Here is a 20083-nt window from a genome sequence, read left to right as displayed (position 1 = left end):
GTGCGGGCGGTGTGGGCGGGCATCCTGCCCCCTTGGACTACGACGCACGAAAGGACCGGGCAATCGTGACATGACGGGCATGGCGTGCGAGCGCTGCGACACCGCTGCCGACCAGGTCAGTGGGGCGGCCGTGGACCAGGTGGGGGCCCGCCGGTCGGCCGTACGGGTCAGGGGCGGGGGCCCTCGGAGCCCGCCAGCGCGATCCCCAACGGCGTCCGCTCGTACAGCACATGGCGGCCCTGGCGGCGGGAGGTCAGCAACCCGGCCCCGCGCAGCGCCGACAGGTGCGCCGAGACCGACGACGGGGCGAGGGACAGCCGCCCGGCCAGCGTCGTCGTCGCGGCGGGCTCGGTGAGCGCGCACAGGATGTCGGCCCGCGCGCGCCCGAGCAGCCGGGCGAGGGCGGCCGGAGTGCGGTCGGCGCGCTCCGCCCACAGGCCGCCGATGCCGCGCACCGGGTAGATCACCGCGGGCTGCCACGGCTCGTCGTACCCGCCGACCGTCTCCGGCCAGGTGAAGACCGACGGCATCAGCACCACGCCGCTGCCGTCGAGGACGCGGGAGTGCTCGCCCTTGGTGTTCGTGATCGTCAGCGTGGAGTCCGCCCAGCGGAGCCGTGGGCTCAACTCCCCGATCAGCCGCTCGAACCCGACCTCCGCGAGGCGGCGCGAATGGTACGCGACATCCGCCTCCAGAAGCGCGCGCAGCCGCGGCCACTCCGGCTCGATCAGCGCCTCCCAGGCCCGTTCCAGGAGGTCGGCCAAGTCCCGTACCGCGCGGGCCGGGTCGGCCAGCATCGCGCGGCCGCGCGCCGAGGCGAGGCCGTCGGGCTGGTCGGCGAGGGACTTGGCGATGTCGGCGCGGGCGATCTCCGGGTCGGTGGCCCGCACCCGCGCGATCTCCTCCGCGAACGACGCCGTGGGGCCGATCGGCGGCGGGGATATCAGGTCGGCGCCGTGCCCGCGCTGCGGCATGAGCAGCCACAGCGGCGCGAGGTCGAGGCCCGCCGCGGCCTCGCGGGTGCGGCGCAGCCACGGCAGGTGGTAGCCGTGGTGCTCGGGCCGGGCGAGGGTGCGCACCGCCTGCTGCGTCTCCCACAGCGGGGACAGCGCGAACCGGCAGCGCAACAGATCGGACTCGCCGAGCACCAGCCGCAACACCATCGCTCCCCGCCCCCTCAGGCCCCGTCCGGGCCGAGACCGCCCCAACTCCCGTATCTCTACGCAATATTGCCCGAACTCGGGCCGTCGGACGCATGGGATTCGTGCTGAGGCGAATGTCTGGAGCCGGCGCATGGGCGGCGGCACGCTTCCGGTCATGTCCACGCCTTCCATCGCCGGGTCCGGCCGGCGCCCCCGCTATGCCGCCGTGTTCGCCGTGTCCGAGTTCCGCGCGGTGTTCGCGGCCCACCTGCTCTCGCTGCTCGGCGTCGTCGTCAGCGAACTCGCCCTGACCGTCCTCGTCTACGACCTCACCCGGTCCCCGCTGCTCAGCGCCCTCACCTTCGCCCTCGGCTTCCTGCCCTACCTGCTCGGCGGCACGCTCTTCGCCTCGCTCGCCGACCGGCACCCGGCCCGGCGCGTGCTCGTCGTCTGCGATCTGCTCTGCGCGGCGTGCGTGGCCGTGATGCTGCTGCCCGGGACGCCCGTCGGCGGGCTGCTCGCGCTGCGCTGCGCGGTCGCCGCGGTCGCGCCCGTCTTCACCGGGACGCGGATGGCCGCGCTCACCGACATCCTCGGCGAGGGCGAGCTGTACGTGCTCGGCCGCTCGCTGCTGCGGATCGTCTCGCAGAGCGCGGTGCTCGCCGGGTTCGGCGCGGGCGGGCTGCTGCTCGCCGTGGTGTCGCCGCGCGGCGCGATCGCCGTCACGCTCGGCACGTTCCTCGCGTCCGCCGCGCTCCTCCGCTTCGGTACGAAGTCCCGCCCCGCCCGCGCCGTGCGCGAGGGCACCGTCCTGCGGGACTCGCTGACCGCGGCCCGCCGGGTCTTCGCCGATCGCCGCCTGCGCGCGCTGATGCTGCTGTTCTGGGTGCCGACCGGTTTCGTCGTGGCCCCCGAGGCGCTGGCCGCCCCGTACGCCGAGCGGATCGGCGCCGGCCCCGTGGCGCTCGGGTTGCTGATGTGCGCGATGCCCGTCGGCCACATCGCCGCCGAGCTGTACGTCGGCGCCCGTCTCGCCCCGGCCGCCCGCGCCCGGCTCGTCCTCCCGCTCGGCGCCGCCGGACTGCTGCCGTTCCTCGGGTACGCGATCACGCCCGGCCTCGCCGTCAGCGCCGTACTGCTGCTGCTCGCCGGGGCGGCCGGGGCGTATGTGATCGGGCTCGACCAGTGGTTCGTCGAGGCGGTGCCCGAGGAGCTGAAGGGCAGCGCCATGACGCTGATGACGGCGGGCCTGATGACGGTCCAGGGCATCGGCATGGCCCTCGCCGGCCTCGCCGCCGAGTTCTTCCCGGTGGCGCACGTGGTCGCGGGCGCGGGCGTGCTGGGCACGGTCTGCTCGGTCGCGCTCGCGGTCGAAGTGCGCCGGGCGCGCACGGCGCAGCCCGTACTGCGAGACGGGGCTGACCAGCATGTGACCGCCCGGTAAGGTCGGACGCGTGCCGAAGCCGCTCAGTCTGTCGTTCGACCCCATCGCGCGAGCCGATGAACTCTGGAAGCAGCGTTGGGGTTCCGTGCCGTCCATGGCCGCGATCACCTCGATCATGCGCGCCCACCAGATCCTGCTCGCCGAGGTCGACGCGGTCGTCAAGCCGTACGGACTGACCTTCGCGCGGTACGAGGCGCTGGTGCTGCTCACCTTCTCCAAGGCCGGCGAGCTGCCCATGTCGAAGATCGGGGAGCGCCTGATGGTGCACCCCACCTCCGTCACCAACACCGTGGACCGCCTGGTCAAGTCCGGCCTGGTCGACAAGCGGCCGAACCCCAACGACGGCCGCGGCACCCTCGCCACCATCACCGACAAGGGCCGCGAGACGGTGGAGGCCGCCACCCGCGACCTGATGGCGATGGACTTCGGCCTGGGCGCGTACGACGCCGAGGAGTGCGCCGAGATCTTCGCGATGCTGCGCCCGCTGCGGGTGGCCGCGCACGACTTCGAGGAGAAGTGACCCGGCGCCGCCACCTCGGGGTTCCGCTGCCGGGGCCCGCCTGAAGATCGCGCAAAACGGGCGGTTACGCTCGTACGCATGAAGCGATCCGTGCTGACCCGCTACCGCGCCCTGGCCTACATCACCGGTGTGCTCCTGGTGCTCCTGTGCCTCGGCATGATCGGCAAGTACGCCCTGAGCCTGGACGGCGCCGCGGACTTCACGAAGGTGGTCAGCATCGCCCACGGCTGGCTGTACGTGGTGTACCTGGTCTTCGCCTTCGACCTCGGCTCCAAGGCGAAGTGGCCGGTCGGCAAGCAGCTCTGGGTGCTCCTCGCGGGCACGATCCCGACGGCCGCGTTCTTCGTCGAGCGCAAGATCTCCGCCGAGCTGGCCGACAAGGTCGCCGACCCGGCCCCCGGAGCCGTCAAGGCCTGAGGCCCGCCCCGCACTTGAGACGCGCACGCCCGCATCGCGGACGTGCGCGTCTGTCGTTCCCCGCCCCGGCCCCCTGGACTCCTCCTCGACCGTTCCTCGACCCCGGAGTACCCGCATGACCGCAGCAGCCACGCCGCAGCACCCCCTCGTCGCCGCCGCCCGCCGCCTCGCCGAGGACGTCCTCGCGCCCGCCGCCGAGCGCCACGACCGGGACGGCGTCACGCCCGAGGCGATCGCCGCGCTCAAGGCCTCCGGTGTCCTCGGCGTCAACGCGCCCGCCGCGTACGGCGGTCGGGAGGCGCCCGCGGCCGTCGGCCGGGAGGTCGCCGAGATCCTCGCCGGCGCCTGCTGCTCCACGTTCTTCGTCCAGGCCCAGCACCACACCCCCGTACGCACCCTCATGACCGGGGCGCGGGAGCCGCGGGAGCGCTGGCTGCGGCCGCTCGCCGAGGGGCGCGCGCTCGCCGGGATCGCCTTCTCGCATCTGCGCGCCTTCCCGCAGCTCCCGGTCCGCGCCACCGAGCTGCCCGACGGCGGCCTCCGCTTCGACGGGCGGGTGCCCTGGTACACCGGCTGGGGCCTGAACGACGTGTTCCTGCTCGGCGGCGCCACCGCGGACGGCCAGGTCGTCTTCGCGCTCGCCGAACCCCACGACCAGCCGGGCCTGACGGCGACCGAGCCGCTGCGCCTGGCCGCGCTCACCGGCGCCCGCACCGTCGGCCTCGTCCTCGACGGCTTCACCGTGCCCCCGGAGGCCGTGGTGACCCGGCAGCCGTACGCGGAGTGGGCCGCCGCCGACCGGCCGAAGAACACCAACACCAACCCGGCCGTCTTCGGCGTCGCCCGCGCCGCCCTCGACCTGCTCGACGCCTTTGGCGACCCGGAGGCGAAGGACACGGCGGACGTCCTGCGCGCCCGCCTCGACGCCGCCCGCAGGGACGCCTACGCCCTGGTCGACGAGGTGCCCGCCGACCAGGAGCTGGACGCGCGGCTGGCGGTGAAGACCCGGGCGTACGACCTGATGCGGGCGGCGACGACCGCGGCGATCGTGGCCGGCGGCGGCCGGGCCTTCGGCCTCTCCGCGCCCGCACAGCGGCTCGCGCGCGAGGGCCTCTTCCTGGTGGTCCAGGGCCAGACGGCCGAGGTGCGCAGCGCCCATCTGGCGGCCCTTCGGGCCTGAGAAAGCCCTGGTCGGAGGGGGAGGGCGGCCCGGGGCGGCCGGTTCGGCGGCGGTCTGCCATCGACATTTACTTGGACGTCCTAGTAAATTGGCAGTATGGACGCTGACGCCATCGAGGAGGGCCGCCGTCGCTGGCAGGCCCGCTATGACGCCGCCCGCAAGCGCGACGCCGACTTCACGACGCTCTCCGGCGATCCGGTCGAGCCGGTCTACGGCCCACGCCCCGGAGACACCTACGAGGGGTTCGAGCGGATCGGCTGGCCCGGCGAGTACCCGTACACCCGGGGCCTGCACGCCACCGGGTACCGCGGCCGGACGTGGACGATCCGGCAGTTCGCCGGGTTCGGCAACGCCGAGCAGACCAACGAGCGGTACAAGATGATCCTCGCCAACGGCGGCGGGGGACTCAGCGTCGCCTTCGACATGCCGACGCTCATGGGCCGCGACTCCGACGACCCGCGCTCGCTCGGCGAGGTCGGCCACTGCGGCGTCGCCATCGACTCGGCCGCCGACATGGAGGTCCTGTTCAAGGACATCCCGCTCGGCGACGTGACGACCTCGATGACGATCTCCGGGCCCGCCGTCCCGGTCTTCTGCATGTACCTCGTCGCCGCCGAGCGCCAGGGCATCGACCCGGCCGCGCTCAACGGCACGCTGCAGACCGACATCTTCAAGGAGTACATCGCGCAGAAGGAGTGGCTCTTCGAGCCCGAGCCCCATCTGCGGCTCATCGGCGACCTCATGGAGCACTGCGCCCACGAGATCCCGGCGTACAAGCCGCTCTCCGTCTCCGGCTACCACATCCGCGAGGCCGGGGCGACGGCCGCGCAGGAGCTGGCGTACACGCTCGCCGACGGCTTCGGGTACGTGGAGCTGGGGCTCAGCCGGGGTCTGGACGTGGACGTCTTCGCGCCGGGGCTGTCGTTCTTCTTCGACGCGCACGTCGATTTCTTCGAGGAGATCGCCAAGTTCCGTGCGGCCCGGCGCATTTGGGCCCGCTGGATGCGGGACGTGTACGGCGCGAAGTCCGAGAAGGCGCAGTGGCTGCGCTTCCACACCCAGACCGCGGGCGTCTCGCTCACCGCGCAGCAGCCGTACAACAACGTCGTACGCACCGCCGTCGAGGCCCTCTCCGCGGTGCTCGGCGGCACCAACTCGCTGCACACCAACGCCCTCGACGAGACCCTCGCGCTCCCCTCCGAGCAGGCCGCCGAGATCGCGCTGCGCACGCAGCAGGTGCTGATGGAGGAGACCGGCGTCGCCAACGTCGCGGACCCGCTGGGCGGTTCCTGGTACGTGGAGCAGCTCACCGACCGCATCGAGGCGGACGCCGAGAAGATCTTCGACCAGATCAAGGAGCGCGGCCTCAGGGCGCACCCCGACGGCAAGCACCCCATCGGCCCGATCACCTCCGGCATCCTGCGCGGCATCGAGGACGGCTGGTTCACCGGCGAGATCGCCGAGTCGGCGTTCCAGTACCAACAGGCCCTGGAGAAGGGCGAGAAGAAGGTCGTCGGCGTCAACGTCCACACCCCGTCCGTCACCGGCGACCTGGAGATCCTGCGGGTCAGCCACGAGGTGGAGCGCGAGCAGGTGCGCGTCCTCGGCGACCGCAAGGCCGGCCGGGACGACGCCAAGGTGCGGTCCTCCCTCGACGCGATGCTCGCCGCGGCCCGCGACGGCGGCAACATGATCGGCCCGATGCTGGACGCGGTCCGCGCGGAGGCCACCCTCGGCGAGATCTGCGACGCGCTGCGCGACGAGTGGGGCGTGTACACCGAGCCCGCCGGGTTCTGACCGCTGCCGCTCCTGAATCCGGGGTTCCGGATTCGCTTCCGGGGTAGGTCCGTTCGCGATACACGGACCTACCCCGGAGGACCCCTTGAGAGCACCCCGCCGTACCGCCCTCGCCGCCACCGCGCTCGCCGTGCTCGGCGCGCTCTTCGTCGGCGGCTCCGGCGCCGTCGTCGCCGACGCGCCCCGACTGCCCGAGGTGCAGGACGAGTTCGACTCGCTCGGCCCCGACGTGCACGCCGCGAAGCTCGCCTCCGGCCGCACGGCGCACTTCACCGACGCGGGCCCGCAGGACGGCCGCCCGGTGCTCTTCATCGGCGGTACCGGCACCTCCGCCCGCGCCCAGCACATGACCGACTTCTTCGCCTCCACCCGGGACGCGATGGGCCTGCGCCTCATATCCGTCGAGCGCAACGGCTTCGGCGACACCGAGTTCGACCCCGGCCTCGGCAAGGCCGACTTCGTCGAGGACGCGCTCGGGGTGCTCGACCGGCTCGGCGTCGACAAGGTGTCCGTCGTCGCGATCTCGGGCGGCGGCCCGTACGCGGCCGAGCTCGCCGCCCGCGCCCCCGAACGCGTCCGCGCGCTCCATCTGGCCGCCGCGCTCCCGCCGTTCGGCGCGAAGCCCGCGTACTGCGCGCTGTCCGACGACGCGCTCGGCGCGGCCCTGGAGGACTCCGTCCGGGACCCGCGCAAGTGGTGGGCGCAGCCCGACGACAGCCCCGTCCGGTCCATCCCCGGCTTCGTCGACACCGCGTACGAGGAAGGGGCGCGGACCTTCAACCAGCGCGGGCAGCTGGCGGATGTCGCGCCCCAGGTGCACGAGCAGCGCCTCTACTGCGACCGCCCCGGCCCCGACGTCTCCCGCCTCACCGCGCCCGTCTTCCTCTACGCCGGCGAGAAGGACACGACGGTGCCGCCGTCGACCCTGAAGACCTGGCAGGACGCCCTCCCGGGCGAGGAGGTCGTACGCCGCTACGCGGACACCGGGCACGACGTCCAGTACCGGCACTGGGACCAGATCCTCGCGGACCTCGCGGGGCACGGGGGACGGACGGTGGTGTGCGTCGGGGGTGACAGCGAGCTGCTCCCTGCGCGGGAGGCGTCCCGGCTTGTCGGCGCCGGGCGCGCGAGCCTAGGCAGCTGCGCCTGGCGGCGCTGAAAGCCTCCGACGGTGTTCATTCGGCTGACCCGCCGTCGTGGCCGGTCGCGCAGTTCCCCGCGCCCCTATCGGGGCGCCGCCGCGAGGCCGCCCAGGAGCAGGGTCGTGAACGCCCGCGCCCATTCCCCGTCCACCGGTTCCGCGCTCACCAGGGACCGGTGGACCACCGCCCCCGCGACCACGTCGAAGATCAGGTCCGCCGTGCGGGACGCGGCCGCCTCGTCCGCCTCGTAGGGGAGTTCGCCGCGCTCCTGCGCACGCCGCCGCCCCTCCAGGACCAGCCGCTTCTGGCGGTCCACGATCGCGTGCCGGATGCGGGCGCGCAGCGCCTCGTCGCGGGTGGACTCGGCGACGACCGCCATCAACGCCGTACGCGCCTCCGGCCGTTCGAGGAGCGCGGCGAACTGCAGCACCACGTACTCCGCGTCCGCGGCCAGGCTGCCGCGGTCGGGCGGCAGCTCCAACTCGTCGAACAGCACCGCGACCGCGTCCACGACCAGCTCGCTCTTGCCCGCCCAGCGCCGGTACAGCGTCGTCTTCGCGACGCCCGCGCGGGCGGCCACGTCGCCCATCGTCAGCTTCGACCAGCCGAGGTCCACCAGGGCCTCCCGGGTCGCCGACAGGATCGCGGCGTCTGCCTCGGGGCTGCGGGGGCGTCCCTTGCGCCCGGCAGGTGGGGGTGTGCGGCACATGCGGCCGACGATACCCGCCGGTAAGTCCGGCGGACCCCCTGCCGTTTCCGTGAGGCAGATCACCGACGCCCCCTGGGCGCGGGCGGCCGCGGAGATATACGCTACGACTCGTAGCGAAAGCTAGACGCTCGCAAGACTTCGACGGGGAGCCTTCGAGCGGCAACCACAGGTGCGGGGTGGGGACCCCGCGCCGTCGCAGTACCGGTCCTCCTCGGGACCCGGACCGTGACCTGTCCGTACGCCTCGCAATCCGGCGGGAGGCCTGCGGGCGGGCCGCGGTCCTCTGCCCGGTATCGGCGGTTCCGCTTCCATGGATTCTGCCGGAGCCGGGCGCGATCCGGCAGAGCTTTGCGCGGTCCATTTCGCAGTGCTTTTCACAGCCGCGGGCGGAAGGGGGAGGATGTACTCATGCAGCCACGGAACATGTCCATGAGCGGAGTCGTCGACCTCGCCGCGGTGAAGGCGGCCCAGGAGGCCAAGGCGAAGGCGGAGCAGGCCCGCGCGGAGACCGCGCGCCAGGGCGGCGGCGGCGCCGTCTCGCCCGCGAGTCTCGTCATCGACGTAGACGAGGCCGGCTTCGAGCGCGACGTCCTGCAGCGCTCCGCCGAAGTCCCGGTCGTCATCGACTTCTGGGCCGAGTGGTGCGAGCCGTGCAAGCAGCTCGGCCCGCTGCTCGAACGCCTCACCGCCGAGTACAACGGCAAGATCCTCCTCGCCAAGATCGACGTCGACGCCAACCAGATGCTGATGCAGCAGTTCGGGATCCAGGGCATCCCGGCCGTCTTCGCCGTCGTCGCCGGCCAGGCCCTGCCGCTCTTCCAGGGGGCGGCGCCCGAGGCGCAGATCCGCCAGACCATCGACCAGCTCGTCCAGGTCGCCGAGGAGCGGTTCGGCATCACCGGCATCGCCGTCGACCCCGACGCCCCGCAGGACGCGGCCCCCGCCGAGGCGCCGGCCGGCCCGTACGACGCGCTGCTCGAAGCCGCCGTACAGGCCCTGGACGCGGGCGACTTGGGCGGCGCGGTGCAGGCGTACAAGAACGTGCTCGCCGACGACCCGGGCAACACCGAGGCCAAGCTCGGCCTCGCCCAGGCCGAACTGCTGCAGCGCGTGCAGGACCTGGACCCGCAGCAGGTGCGCAAGGACGCCGCCGAGAAGCCGGCCGACGTGGCGGCGCAGATCGCCGCGGCCGACCTCGACCTGGTGGGCGGTCATGTCGAGGACGCCTTCGGGCGGTTGGTCGACACCGTCAAGCGCACCTTCGGCGACGACCGCAACGCCGCGCGCGTACGCCTCCTCGAACTCTTCGAGGTCGTCGGCGCCGAGGACCCGCGGGTGGCCCAGGCGCGCTCGGCGCTCGCCCGCGCGCTGTTCTGAGGGTCCGTTCGGCTCCCCGTCACAGCTCGGACCGGCCTTCCCGGGACGGCCAGTTGGTGACCTGGAGCTAAACGAGCCGGCCCGCAGTGGCCTTGTGAAAATTTGGCGACAGAGCGATTCAGCGGCCGCGCTTTACCAAAACTTGGCAATCGCGGCCGCTGTTACTTGGAGTAAATCGACGGGTTGCTTCTGTCCGGTTCTGTTCGTCAATTTCCGTATCTGTTCCTGGGGTTGGCTGCACCGAGTGTGGCCGCCCGATGTCACCCCGTCGCGGCCTGGTTATCCAGCCGTTACCAGCGGGTAACGAACCCCCTTGTGCGGGCGCTCCGAATGCACCACGATCGGCCACGCTCGGTCCATGCCCGCACTCCCGACAGCCAGTTCGGGGCGTCGGGCCCCTTGGGTCCCCACCGAGCGGCCGGAGGCGCCGCCGACGGTCAAAGGACAGGGGGGTCTCTGCCGAATGGCAGGGCCTGTCCTGAAGGTTGCGTGCAGGCGCGACCAGTGGTTGTCGCTCGGGGGTGATCGCCGGTGCTGCGGGCGCAGTCGCGCCCGTGCCGCGGGCGCTCCTTCCCGAGGACGTAGCACTTCTCCCATCCCTGCCCGGGCTCGGCCGCAAGGCGCAGCCAGGGCCGGAGATGTACGTCCGAGAAGGAGGAAAGTCATGGAATCCGTGGCTCGTGGCGGAACCAGGTGGAAGCGGTTCGCCGTGGTCATGGTGCCGAGCGTCGCGGCGACTGCCGCGATAGGCGTCGCCCTCGGGCAGGGCGCGCTCGCGGCATCGTTCAGTGTGTCCGGTCAGTCGTTCAAGGTGGCGGCCGACCAGCTCGACGGCAAGGGCCTGATCCAGTACGGCGGTGTCGACGTCGGCGTCGACATGGAGGGCAAGAAGGCGCTCCACCCCGTCTCGGTCTCGGCGTTCAAGACCGCCAAGATCACCAACATGTGCCAGTCCGTGGTCTCGCACGTGCCGGTGCTCGGTGACATCACGCTCCAGCTGAAGGCGGGCGGCGAAGGCAGCAAGCCCGTCGAGGCCGAGAACCTCTACATCGACGTCGCGCAGCTCGACGCCGACGCCGAGTTCCGCGGCCTCAACATCGGTGTCGCCGCCGGCCAGTCCACCAAGGGCCCCGGCATGAAGGGCGGCAAGGAGCAGGCGAACCCGAACGGCTTCGCGCAGGAGGCCGACCGGGCCATCCTCAGCAACATCGAGCAGACGGCGTGGGCGACCAGCGCCGGCACCTTCAAGTTGAGCGGTCTCAACATGAAGCTGCACAAGGGCAAGAAGGAGTGCTTCTGAGCACCGAGTGCCGCTGAGCACCGCGTGCTTCCAAGCACTCGCCCTTGTCCCGCGGTCCCCGACTCCGGGGCGCCGTAGGGCAGCTGGCCCGGCGGGCGCGGAGCTCGTGTCTCCTCGCCCGCCACCACAGATCCGCACTGATTTCACGTACCGCCGGTTCCAAGGAGCTGTTGTCCCATGAGCGCCGTGACAGAGGGGCCGAACGAGCACTTCCTCACGATCCACCGGAGGAAGTTCCGGGCCTGGCGTGGTGGCCGGCCCTTCTGGGCGGGCCTCCTCACGATCCTCGGCGGCCTGCCGATCGCCTATCTGCCGTACGGCAACATCAAGCTCGGCAACCTGACGCTCGCCATGGCGACCACCGCCGGGGCGGGTTCGCTGATCATCGGCGTCCTGCTGGTCGTGCTCGGACTCACCATGTGGTTCCAGCAGCACTCGCGGGTCTTCGCCGGTGTCGCCGCGATCCTGCTCGCGCTGGTCTCCCTGGTGGTGTCCAACATCGGCGGATTCCTCGTCGGGTTCCTGCTCGCGCTGATCGGCGGTGCGCTCGGCATCTCCTGGGCGCCGGCCGGTGAGCAGGGCGGCCGGGGCGCGCACCGCGGCGGCAGGGCGGACAGCCCCGCCGCGGACGACGACCGGGCGGAGCCCGCCGTGAACGGTGCGTTCGACGACCTGACAGGAACGGGCTCGATGAACGAGACGAACGGGAGGCACCGTGCCGGGTGACGAGGTGCAGTACGAGGGCACCGATGCCGGTTCCCGTAACCGAACCGGGCCGCGGCACGCCGCCCCGAAGAAGCCGCTGATCACACGGCTGAACATGCCCGCGGGCAAGGCGATCGCGATCGCCGCGATGCCCACCAGCATCCTCATGGGCATGGGCCTGACCCCGACGCTGGCGCACGCCAAGCCCGTGCCGGACAACCCGTTCAGGGACGGCCCCTGCGTCACGGCCCCGGACAAGGAGTCGGACGAGGAGAAGGCCAAGGACGAGGCGGAGAAGGAGAAGGAGAAGGACGAGCAGGACGAGGCGAAGGAGCCCACTCCGTCGCCGTCCGCGGGCGAGCCGGACCAGGGCGACGAGCCCGAGCCGACGCCCTCCCCGTCCTCCGGCGACTCCGCGGACTCCGGCGGCCAGGCCGACGAGCCGGAGCCCGAGCCGTCCGAGTCCGAGACGAAGAACCCGCTCGACCCGCTGGGCGTCGGCGACGCGATCAAGGACATCTTCACCCCGGACGAGAAGGCCTCCGAGGAGCCGGCCCCCGAGCCGTCCGCTTCGGAGGACGCCAAGTCCGAGGACGAGGACGCCAAGTCCGATGTCACCGACCCCGTCAAGGACACCGTCGACGGCGCGAAGGACACGGTCGACAAGGTCACCGACGGCGCGAAGGACACCGTCGACGGTGCCAAGGACGCGGCCGAGGACGCGCTGAAGCCCGGGGCCGAGGCCACGGACCCGCTCGCGCCGGACGCGGACGGCAAGAAGCCGTTCCCGTGCGTCGTCGAGAAGAAGGTCGCGGGCGAGGACGAGACCGCGCCGGCGCCGATCCCCGACGACCCGTGGCACCTGTCGGCGAGCTCGCTGCTCCTCAAGGGCGCCGACTACAAGGGCATCGTCAACCTGAAGACCGCGGGCGGCAAGACCAAGCAGGTCATGAAGTACGTGGTCAGCAAGGGCACGGACATCGGTGACCTGCACCAGACGGTCAAGGGCCCGGGCGGCGAGACGTACCACATCAAGTCCGCGAAGGGCGCGACGTCCACGATCCGCGGCGGCGAGACGATCATGTACACCGAGCGTCTCTCGGGCCACCTCTTCGGCCTGATCCCGGTCACGTTCGACCCGGAGCACCCGCCGCCGCTGAACATCCCGACGATCTACCTGACGAAGGTCGAGGCGGTGCAGGCGGCCCAGTTCGGCGGCAACCTGACCGTGCCGGGCTTCCACTCGGAGATCACCGACTGAGCGGCCGGCCCCGTACCGCCGGCCCCGTACCGCATACGGCGAGGGCGCCCCCTCCGAGAGGAAGGGGCGCCCTCGCCGTTCGCGGGTGAGTGCTCAGCTCTCGCCGCCCAGGTGGTGCACCCGGACCATGTTGGTGGTGCCGGGGACGCCGGGGGGCGAGCCGGCGGTGATGATCATGGTGTCGCCGGCGTTGAACCGCTTCAGCTTGAGCAGCTCGGCGTCGACCAGGTCGACCATCGCGTCCGTGTTGTCCACGTGCGGCACGAGCCGGGACTCCACGCCCCAGCTCAGGGCGAGCTGGTTGCAGGTGGACTGCTCGGTGGTGAAGGCCAGGATCGGCTGCGCGGCGCGGTAGCGGGACAGGCGGCGGGCGGTGTCGCCGGACTTGGTGAAGGCGACGAGCGACTTGGCGTCCAGGAAGTCCGCGATCTCGCAGGCCGCCCGGGCCACCGAACCACCCTGCGTACGCGGCTTCTTGCCCGGCACGAGCGGCTGCAGGCCCTTGGAGAGCAGCTCCTCCTCGGCCGCGGCGACGATCTTCGACATCGTCTTCACGGTCTCGATCGGGTACGCGCCCACGCTGGACTCGGCGGACAGCATCACCGCGTCCGCGCCGTCCAGGATCGCGTTGGCCACGTCGGAGGCCTCGGCACGCGTGGGGCGGGAGTTGGTGATCATCGACTCCATCATCTGGGTCGCCACGATCACCGGCTTGGCGTTGCGGCGGCACATCTCCACGAGCCGCTTCTGCACCATCGGGACCTTCTCGAGCGGGTACTCGACGGCCAGGTCGCCACGGGCCACCATGACCGCGTCGAAGGCGGCGACGACGTCCGCCATGTTGGCGACCGCCTGCGGCTTCTCCACCTTGGCGATGACGGGGACGCGGCGGCCCTCCTCGTCCATCACCTTGTGGACGTCCTTGACGTCGTCGGCATCCCGCACGAAGGACAGGGCGACCATGTCGCAGCCCATCCGCAGCGCGAAGCGCAGGTCCTCGACGTCCTTCTCGGACAGGGCCGGCACGTTGACGGCCGCGCCGGGCAGGTTGATGCCCTTGTGGTCGGAGATGACGCCGCCCTCGATGACGATCGTCCTGACCCGCGGGCCGTCGACGTCGGTCACCTTGAGCTCGACGTTGCCGTCGTTGATCAGGACCTGGTCGCCCTTGGCCACGTCGCCGGGCAGGCCCTTGTAGGTCGTGCCGCAGATGGACTTGTCGCCCGGGACGTCCTCGGTGGTGATGGTGAACTCGTCCCCGCGCACCAGCTCGACGGGGCCCTCGGCGAACGTCTCCAGGCGGATCTTCGGACCCTGGAGGTCGGCGAGGACGCCGACGGCGCGGCCGACGTCCTTCGCGGCCTCGCGCACGCGGTCGTAACGCTCCTGGTGCTCCGCGTGGGAGCCGTGGCTGAAGTTGAATCGGGCCACGTTCATCCCGGCCTCGATGAGCGCTTTCAGCTGCTCGTACGAGTCGACGGCGGGGCCCAGGGTGCAGACGATTTTGGAACGGCGCATGAGGCGGATCCTATCTGTTTGTTTCGCTAAGGAATATTCCATCTGGCGGAAACTACAAATGGGCGCTGGGGTGCTCAGTCGTTCAGTTCTCCTGCCGGTCTCCCGCCCGGTTCGCCACGAGTGCGTAGGTCTGCCGGGCGATCTCCAGCTCCTCGTCGGTCGGGACCACGGCGACGGCGACCCGGGCGTACTCGGGGGAGACGATCCGCGGCTCGTCGGACCGCACCGCGTTGAGCGCGCCGTCGACCGCGAGACCCAGCTCCTCCAGGCCCGCGACGGCAGCTTCGCGCACCGGCGCCGCGTTCTCGCCGACCCCGGCCGTGAACGCGACCGCGTCCACCCGGCCGAGGACCGCGTAGTAGGCGCCGATGTACTTCTTCAGGCGGTGCACGTAGATGTCGAAGGCGAGCCGCGCCGCCTCGTCGCCCTCGCCGATGCGGCGGCGGATCTCCCGCATGTCGTTGTCGCCGCACAGGCCGATCAGGCCCGACTTCTTGTTCAGCAGCACGTCGATCTCGTCCGCCGACATGCCGGCCACCCGCATCAGATGGAAGATCACGGCCGGGTCGACGTCCCCGGAACGCGTCCCCATCACCAGGCCCTCGAGGGGAGTCAGCCCCATCGACGTGTCCACGCACATCCCGCCCCGCACCGCCGACGCCGAGGCGCCGTTGCCCAGGTGCAGCACGATGACGTTGACGTCCTCGGGGCGCTTGCCGAGCAGCTCGGCCGTCTTCCGCGAGACGTACGCGTGCGAGGTGCCGTGGAAGCCGTAGCGCCGGATGCGGTGGGCGTCGGCGGTCTCCACGTCGATCGCGTAGCGCGCCGCGGACTCCGGCATCGTCGTGTGGAACGCCGTGTCGAACACCGCCACCTGCGGCAGGTCCGGGCGCAGCGACATCGCCGTACGGATGCCCGTCAGGTTGGCCGGGTTGTGCAGCGGCGCCACCGGGATGAGCCGCTCGACCTCCTTCAGGACCGCGTCGTCGATCACCGTCGGCTGCGTGAACCGCTTGCCGCCGTGCACCACCCGATGCCCGATCGCGGCCAGTTCGGGGGAGTCGAGGCCGAGCCCGTCCTGCGACAGCTCCTCGGCGACGGCCTTCAGCGCCTCGTCGTGGTCGGCGATCGGCCGGTTCTGCTCCCGGCTCCGCCCGTCGCCGGCGAGCGGGGTGTGCTTGAGCCGCGAGGTCTCCTCGCCGATCCGCTCCACCAGGCCGACGGCGAGCCGGGAGTTGTCGCTCATGTCGAGCAGTTGGTACTTCACCGACGAGGAGCCGGAGTTGAGGACGAGGATGCGCGTCGCTGTCACGGGTGTGGTGCCTTTGCGTCGGGTACGAGGGGTCAGGAGGCCGGCGTCTGGGCCTGGATCGCCGTGATGGCGACGGTGTTCACGATGTCCCCGACGAGGGCGCCGCGGGACAGGTCGTTGACGGGCTTGCGCAGGCCCTGCAGCACCGGGCCGACGGCGATCGCGCCGGCCGAACGCTGCACGGCCTTGTAGGTGTTGTTGCCGGTGTTGAGGTCCGGGAAGATCAGCACGGTGGCCTGCCCGGCGACCTCGGAGCCGGGCAGCTTGGTGCGGGCCACGGAGGGCTCCACGGCCGCGTCGTACTGGATCGGGCCCTCGATCTTCAGGTCCGGGTGGGCCCCGCGGACCAGCTCGGTGGCCTCGCGGACCTTGTCGACGTCGGCGCCCGAGCCGGACGTGCCCGTCGAGTACGAGAGCATCGCGACCTTCGGGTCCACGTCGAACTGCCGTGCCGTGGTGGCCGACTGGACGGCGATGTCGGCGAGCTGCTCGGCGTTCGGGTCCGGGTTGACCGCGCAGTCGCCGTACACCAGGACCTCGTCGGCGAGGCACATGAAGAAGACCGACGAGACGATCTTCGCGTCCGGCTTGGTCTTGATGATCTCGAAGGCCGGGCGGATCGTCGCCGCCGTCGAGTGCACCGAGCCGGAGACCATGCCGTCGGCGAGGCCGTCCTGCACCATCAGCGTGCCGAAGTAGTTCACGTCGGCGACCACGTCGTGCGCCAGCTCCACCGTGACGCCCTTGTGGGCGCGGAGCGCCGCGTACTGCTCGGCGAACTTCTCGCGCAGCTCCGAGGTCTGCGGGTCGATCAGCTGCGAGTCGGCCAGGTCGATGCCGAGGTCCGCGGCCTTCTTGCGGATCACCTCGACGTCGCCGAGCAGCGTCAGGTCGCACACCCCGCGGCGGAGCAGGACGTCGGCGGCGCGCAGGACGCGCTCCTCGGTGCCCTCGGGGAGGACGACGCGGCGGCGGTCGGAGCGGGCCTGCTCGATCAGCTTGTGCTCGAACATCATCGGCGTGACCCGGCCGGAGCGGGACACCTCCAGGCGGCTCAGCAGCTCGGAGGTGTCGACGTGCCGCTCGAAGAGACCGAGCGCGGTCTCCGCCTTGCGGGGCGTCGCGGCGTTCAACTTGCCCTCCAGGGCGAAGAGTTCGGCCGCCGTAGGGAAGGAGGTGCCGGCCACCGAGATCACCGGCGTGCCCGGCGCGAGCCGGGAGGCGAGCCGCAGGATCTCCTCGCTGGGCCGCTCGTTCAGGGTGAGCAGCACACCGGCGATGGGCGGCGTCCCGGCGCTGTGCGCGGCGAGCGCCCCCACCACCAGGTCGGCGCGGTCCCCGGGCGTCACGACGAGACAGCCGGGCGTCAGCGCGGCCAGGAAGTTCGGCAGCATCGCACCGCCGAAGACGAAGTCGAGCGCGTCCCGGGCGAGCCCCGAGTCGTCGCCGAGCAGCACCGTGCCGCCGAGGGCGTGGGTGATCTGCGCGACGGTCGGCGCGGACAGCGCGGGCAGGTCCGGCAGCACGTAACAGGGCACCGGCAGCTGGGAGTCGAGCCCCTCGGCTATCGCGTCCCGGTCCTCCTGCGCCACCCGGTTCACGGCCATCGCGAGGACCTCGCAGCCCAGGCCCTCGTACGCGCGGTACGCGTTGCGGGCCTCGGCGCGGACCGACTCGGCGGTCTGCTTGCGGCCGCCGACCACGGGCAGGACCCACGCGCCGAACTCGTTGGCGAGGCGGGCGTTCAGGGACAGCTCGTCGGGCAGCTGGGTGTCGGCGAAGTCGGTGCCGAGGACGAGGACGACCTCGTAGTCCCGGGCCACGGCGTGGAAGCGGTCGACCAGTTCGGAGACCAGCTCGTCCGTGCCGCGCTCGGCCTGCAGCGCGGACGCCTCGTGGTAGTCCATGCCGTACACCGTCGACGGGTCCTGGCTCAGCCGGTAGCGGGCCCGCAGCAGGTCGAAGAGGCGGTCGGGGCCGTCGTGCACGAGCGGACGGAACACCCCCACCCGGTCGACCTGACGGGTCAGGAGCTCCATGACTCCCAGCTCCACGACCTGGCGGCCGTCGCCACGGTCGATCCCGGTCACGTACACGCTGCGCGTCACGCGTGCTCTCCGTTTCGTCGCTCGCTGCTGCGGGCCTCGCCGGTGCGAAGCCCGCCGTCTCGTCGCTCGCTCAAGGCTCTACAAAAATACTCGATAGGGTGGGAATGCCCTCTTGACAATACCCTTGCAGATGGATAAAGCGCCCGCCGCAGGCGGGCCCCCGAGGCGCGTGGAACAATCGGGACCGGCCCGGACGTACGACTACGGAGCAGGAGACCCAGCACGATGCGTATCGGAGTTCTGACCGCAGGCGGCGACTGTCCCGGACTGAACGCGGTGATCCGGTCGGTCGTGCACCGCGCCGTCGCAGCGCACGGCGACGAGGTCATCGGCTTCGAGGACGGGTACGCGGGTCTGCTCGACGGCCGCTACCAGCCCCTCGATCTGAACGCGGTCAGCGGCATCCTCGCCCGCGGCGGCACCATCCTCGGCTCGTCCCGCCTGGAGCGCGACCGCTTCCGCGCGGCCTGCGACAACGCCAAGGAACTCATCGAGAAGAGCGGCTTCGACGCGCTCATCCCGATCGGCGGCGAGGGCACCCTGACCGCCGCGCGCATGCTGTCCGACGCCGGGGTCCCGGTGGTCGGCGTGCCGAAGACCATCGACAACGACATCTCGTCGACCGACCGCACCTTCGGCTTCGACACCGCCGTCGGCGTCGCCACCGAGGCGATGGACCGCCTCAAGACCACCGCCGAGTCGCACCAGCGCGTGATGGTCGTCGAGGTCATGGGCCGGCACGCGGGCTGGATCGCCCTGGAGTCCGGCATGGCCGCCGGCGCGCACGGCATCTGCCTGCCGGAGCGGCCCTTCGACCCGGCCGACCTGGTGAAGATGGTCGAGGAGCGCTTCGCCCGCGGCAAGAAGTTCGCCGTCGTCTGCGTCGCCGAGGGCGCGCACCCGGCCGAGGGCACGATGGACTACGGCAAGGGCGCCATCGACCAGTTCGGCCACGAGCGGTTCCAGGGCATCGGCACCGCCCTCGCCCGCGAGCTGGAGCACCGCCTCGGCAAGGAGGCCAAGCCGGTCATCCTGGGCCACGTCCAGCGCGGCGGCACCCCCACCGCGTACGACCGGGTGCTCGCCACGCGGTTCGGCTGGCATGCGGTGGAGGCCGTGCACCGGGGGGAGTTCGGGCACATGACGGCGCTGCGGGGTACGGATGTTCAGATGGTGCCGCTCGCCGAGGCGGTCACCGAGCTGAAGACCGTGCCGGAGTCGCGGATGGCCGAGGCCGAGTCGGTGTTCTGAGGGGGCCTGCCGGCCGGCTGGCGATGGGCTTTCCCGTCGTTGTGGCCGGGCGCGGGTTTTTCCCCTACCCGCCCCTTCCCGAAAGCCTGCGGCGCTGTCGGTCGTCTGCTGCGCCGTCGTGGCTGGTCGCGCCCCGCGGCGGAGCCGCAAATGTCACAGCCCCGCGCCCCTCAGGGGCGCGCCCCTAGCGGGGCTCGCGTGCCGCTACCGCTGTCCAGAACTCCTCGACGATCCGGTTCAGGAAATCCCTCCCCGAGTTCTCGTCGCCCGCCTCCATGCCTCCCCAGCTGAGGGTGGCCACCATGCGGGCGTGGTACTCGCCGTGCAGCTCGTCCAGGACCGCCTCGACGAGGGCGCGGGGCAGCGGCACCAGCTTGGTCACCGGGCGGACGTAACCCTCCCAGCGGGCGGTGGCCGCGCTGCGCAGCAGGTCGGCGAGGCGCTCCTCCCGCCCGGTGACCGCGACGAAGTCCCGTACGCCGAGACCGAGCACCTCGGCGAGCGCCGACGACTGGCGTTCGTTGCCCCGCCACTGCCCGCTCTCCTCCATCCGGAGATACGCGCCGTGCTCGACGCCGACCGCCATCGCCACGTCCTGCGAGGCGAGGCCGCGGGCGAGGCGGTGCTCGCGCAACGTGGTCGCCGCGCCGAGCAGCTCGCCGGGCGCGCACCACAACGCCCCGGCGAGCGCGGTCAGTTCGGCCGAGGTGGGCGCGATCCGGGCGCGCTCCCAGTCGGCGACGGTCTGCGGGGTGACGTACGACAGCCCGTAACTGGCCCGCAGGCTGTAGGCGACATGGCCGTGGTCCATGCCGAGGGCCTCACGCAGCCGCCGGGCAGCAAGATGGTTGAAAGGCGGCGTGACGCCTGCGGCCTGGCTCTGATGCACACGGCGACGTT

At 71.8% G+C, this 20083-nt stretch carries 17 protein-coding genes; 11 read left to right on the top strand and 6 right to left on the bottom strand.

The genetic code is table 11. The features are described 5' to 3' along the window. Positions 1-167: 167 nt before the first annotated feature. Complete coding sequence (locus tag ACIDOF_RS01075) at positions 168-1163, bottom strand: DUF5937 family protein (protein WP_409003670.1); 996 nt, start codon at positions 1161-1163, stop codon at positions 168-170. A 154-nt stretch (positions 1164-1317) separates the two neighbouring features. Here ACIDOF_RS01075 and ACIDOF_RS01070 point away from each other — a divergent pair, with 154 nt between their 5' ends. The 6 genes from ACIDOF_RS01070 to ACIDOF_RS01045 all read left to right on the top strand — a co-directional run bounded on the left by ACIDOF_RS01070 (position 1318) and on the right by ACIDOF_RS01045 (position 7659). Further along, positions 1318-2586, top strand: a complete 1269-nt coding sequence (locus tag ACIDOF_RS01070; protein WP_409003669.1) for an MFS transporter — start codon at positions 1318-1320, stop codon at positions 2584-2586. 10 nt (positions 2587-2596) lie between these two features. Further along, positions 2597-3106, top strand: a complete 510-nt coding sequence (locus ACIDOF_RS01065) for a MarR family winged helix-turn-helix transcriptional regulator (RefSeq protein WP_409003668.1) — start codon at positions 2597-2599, stop codon at positions 3104-3106. Positions 3107-3184: 78 nt separating this feature from the next. Then, positions 3185-3523: a DUF3817 domain-containing protein gene (locus ACIDOF_RS01060; RefSeq protein WP_409003667.1), complete on the top strand. Its 339-nt coding sequence runs from the start codon at positions 3185-3187 to the stop codon at positions 3521-3523. Positions 3524-3638: 115 nt separating this feature from the next. Continuing rightward, positions 3639-4703, top strand: a complete 1065-nt coding sequence (locus ACIDOF_RS01055) for an acyl-CoA dehydrogenase family protein (protein ID WP_409003666.1) — start codon at positions 3639-3641, stop codon at positions 4701-4703. 96 nt (positions 4704-4799) lie between these two features. Then, positions 4800-6500 (top strand): methylmalonyl-CoA mutase, encoded by a 1701-nt coding sequence (locus ACIDOF_RS01050; protein WP_409003665.1) that lies wholly within the window; start codon positions 4800-4802, stop codon positions 6498-6500. Positions 6501-6585: 85 nt separating this feature from the next. Further along, positions 6586-7659 (top strand): alpha/beta fold hydrolase, encoded by a 1074-nt coding sequence (locus tag ACIDOF_RS01045; RefSeq protein ID WP_409003664.1) that lies wholly within the window; start codon positions 6586-6588, stop codon positions 7657-7659. 65 nt (positions 7660-7724) lie between these two features. Here the strand turns inward: ACIDOF_RS01045 and ACIDOF_RS01040 are convergent, their stop codons facing one another. Further along, positions 7725-8351 (bottom strand): TetR/AcrR family transcriptional regulator, encoded by a 627-nt coding sequence (locus ACIDOF_RS01040; RefSeq protein ID WP_409003663.1) that lies wholly within the window; start codon positions 8349-8351, stop codon positions 7725-7727. Between the two features lie 408 nt (positions 8352-8759). On the opposite strand from ACIDOF_RS01040, the gene ACIDOF_RS01035 reads away from it, so the two are divergent. The 4 genes from ACIDOF_RS01035 (at position 8760) to ACIDOF_RS01020 (ending at position 12994) form a co-directional block, all read left to right on the top strand. Beyond that, complete coding sequence (locus tag ACIDOF_RS01035; RefSeq protein ID WP_409003662.1) at positions 8760-9728, top strand: tetratricopeptide repeat protein; 969 nt, start codon at positions 8760-8762, stop codon at positions 9726-9728. Between the two features lie 664 nt (positions 9729-10392). Further along, a complete protein-coding gene (locus ACIDOF_RS01030; RefSeq protein ID WP_409003661.1) occupies positions 10393-11028 on the top strand; it encodes a DUF6230 family protein in 636 nt (211 codons plus the stop codon). A gap of 177 nt (positions 11029-11205) precedes the next feature. Beyond that, complete coding sequence (locus ACIDOF_RS01025) at positions 11206-11754, top strand: DUF6114 domain-containing protein (protein ID WP_409003660.1); 549 nt, start codon at positions 11206-11208, stop codon at positions 11752-11754. Further along, positions 11744-12994 (top strand): hypothetical protein, encoded by a 1251-nt coding sequence (locus tag ACIDOF_RS01020; protein WP_409003659.1) that lies wholly within the window; start codon positions 11744-11746, stop codon positions 12992-12994. Before ACIDOF_RS01025 ends, ACIDOF_RS01020 begins: the two co-directional genes overlap by 11 nt. A gap of 93 nt (positions 12995-13087) precedes the next feature. Here ACIDOF_RS01020 and pyk read toward each other — a convergent pair whose 3' ends face one another. The 3 genes from pyk to pta form a co-directional block, all read right to left on the bottom strand. Then, positions 13088-14512 carry a pyruvate kinase gene (pyk, locus tag ACIDOF_RS01015; RefSeq protein ID WP_409003658.1) on the bottom strand — a complete coding sequence of 475 codons (1425 nt, stop codon included), beginning with the start codon at positions 14510-14512 and terminating at the stop codon, positions 13088-13090. Positions 14513-14594: 82 nt separating this feature from the next. Then, entirely contained in the window at positions 14595-15824 is a 1230-nt protein-coding gene (locus tag ACIDOF_RS01010) for an acetate kinase (protein ID WP_409003657.1), read from the bottom strand. A 32-nt stretch (positions 15825-15856) separates the two neighbouring features. After that, positions 15857-17932 (bottom strand): phosphate acetyltransferase, encoded by a 2076-nt coding sequence (pta, locus tag ACIDOF_RS01005; RefSeq protein WP_409003656.1) that lies wholly within the window; start codon positions 17930-17932, stop codon positions 15857-15859. Between the two features lie 225 nt (positions 17933-18157). Between pta and ACIDOF_RS01000 the strand changes: the two genes are divergently transcribed. Continuing rightward, positions 18158-19183: an ATP-dependent 6-phosphofructokinase gene (locus ACIDOF_RS01000; RefSeq protein ID WP_409003655.1), complete on the top strand. Its 1026-nt coding sequence runs from the start codon at positions 18158-18160 to the stop codon at positions 19181-19183. 184 nt (positions 19184-19367) lie between these two features. Here the strand turns inward: ACIDOF_RS01000 and ACIDOF_RS00995 are convergent, their stop codons facing one another. After that, positions 19368-20072 (bottom strand): helix-turn-helix domain-containing protein, encoded by a 705-nt coding sequence (locus ACIDOF_RS00995; RefSeq protein WP_409003654.1) that lies wholly within the window; start codon positions 20070-20072, stop codon positions 19368-19370. Positions 20073-20083: the final 11 nt, after the last annotated feature.

Origin of the sequence: Streptomyces sp. Da 82-17 (assembly GCF_046098215.1) — a bacterium.
Classification (GTDB): domain Bacteria; phylum Actinomycetota; class Actinomycetes; order Streptomycetales; family Streptomycetaceae; genus Streptomyces.
The sequence above is the reverse complement of the archived record's forward strand: the minus strand, read 5'-3'. Positions and strand labels throughout refer to the sequence as shown.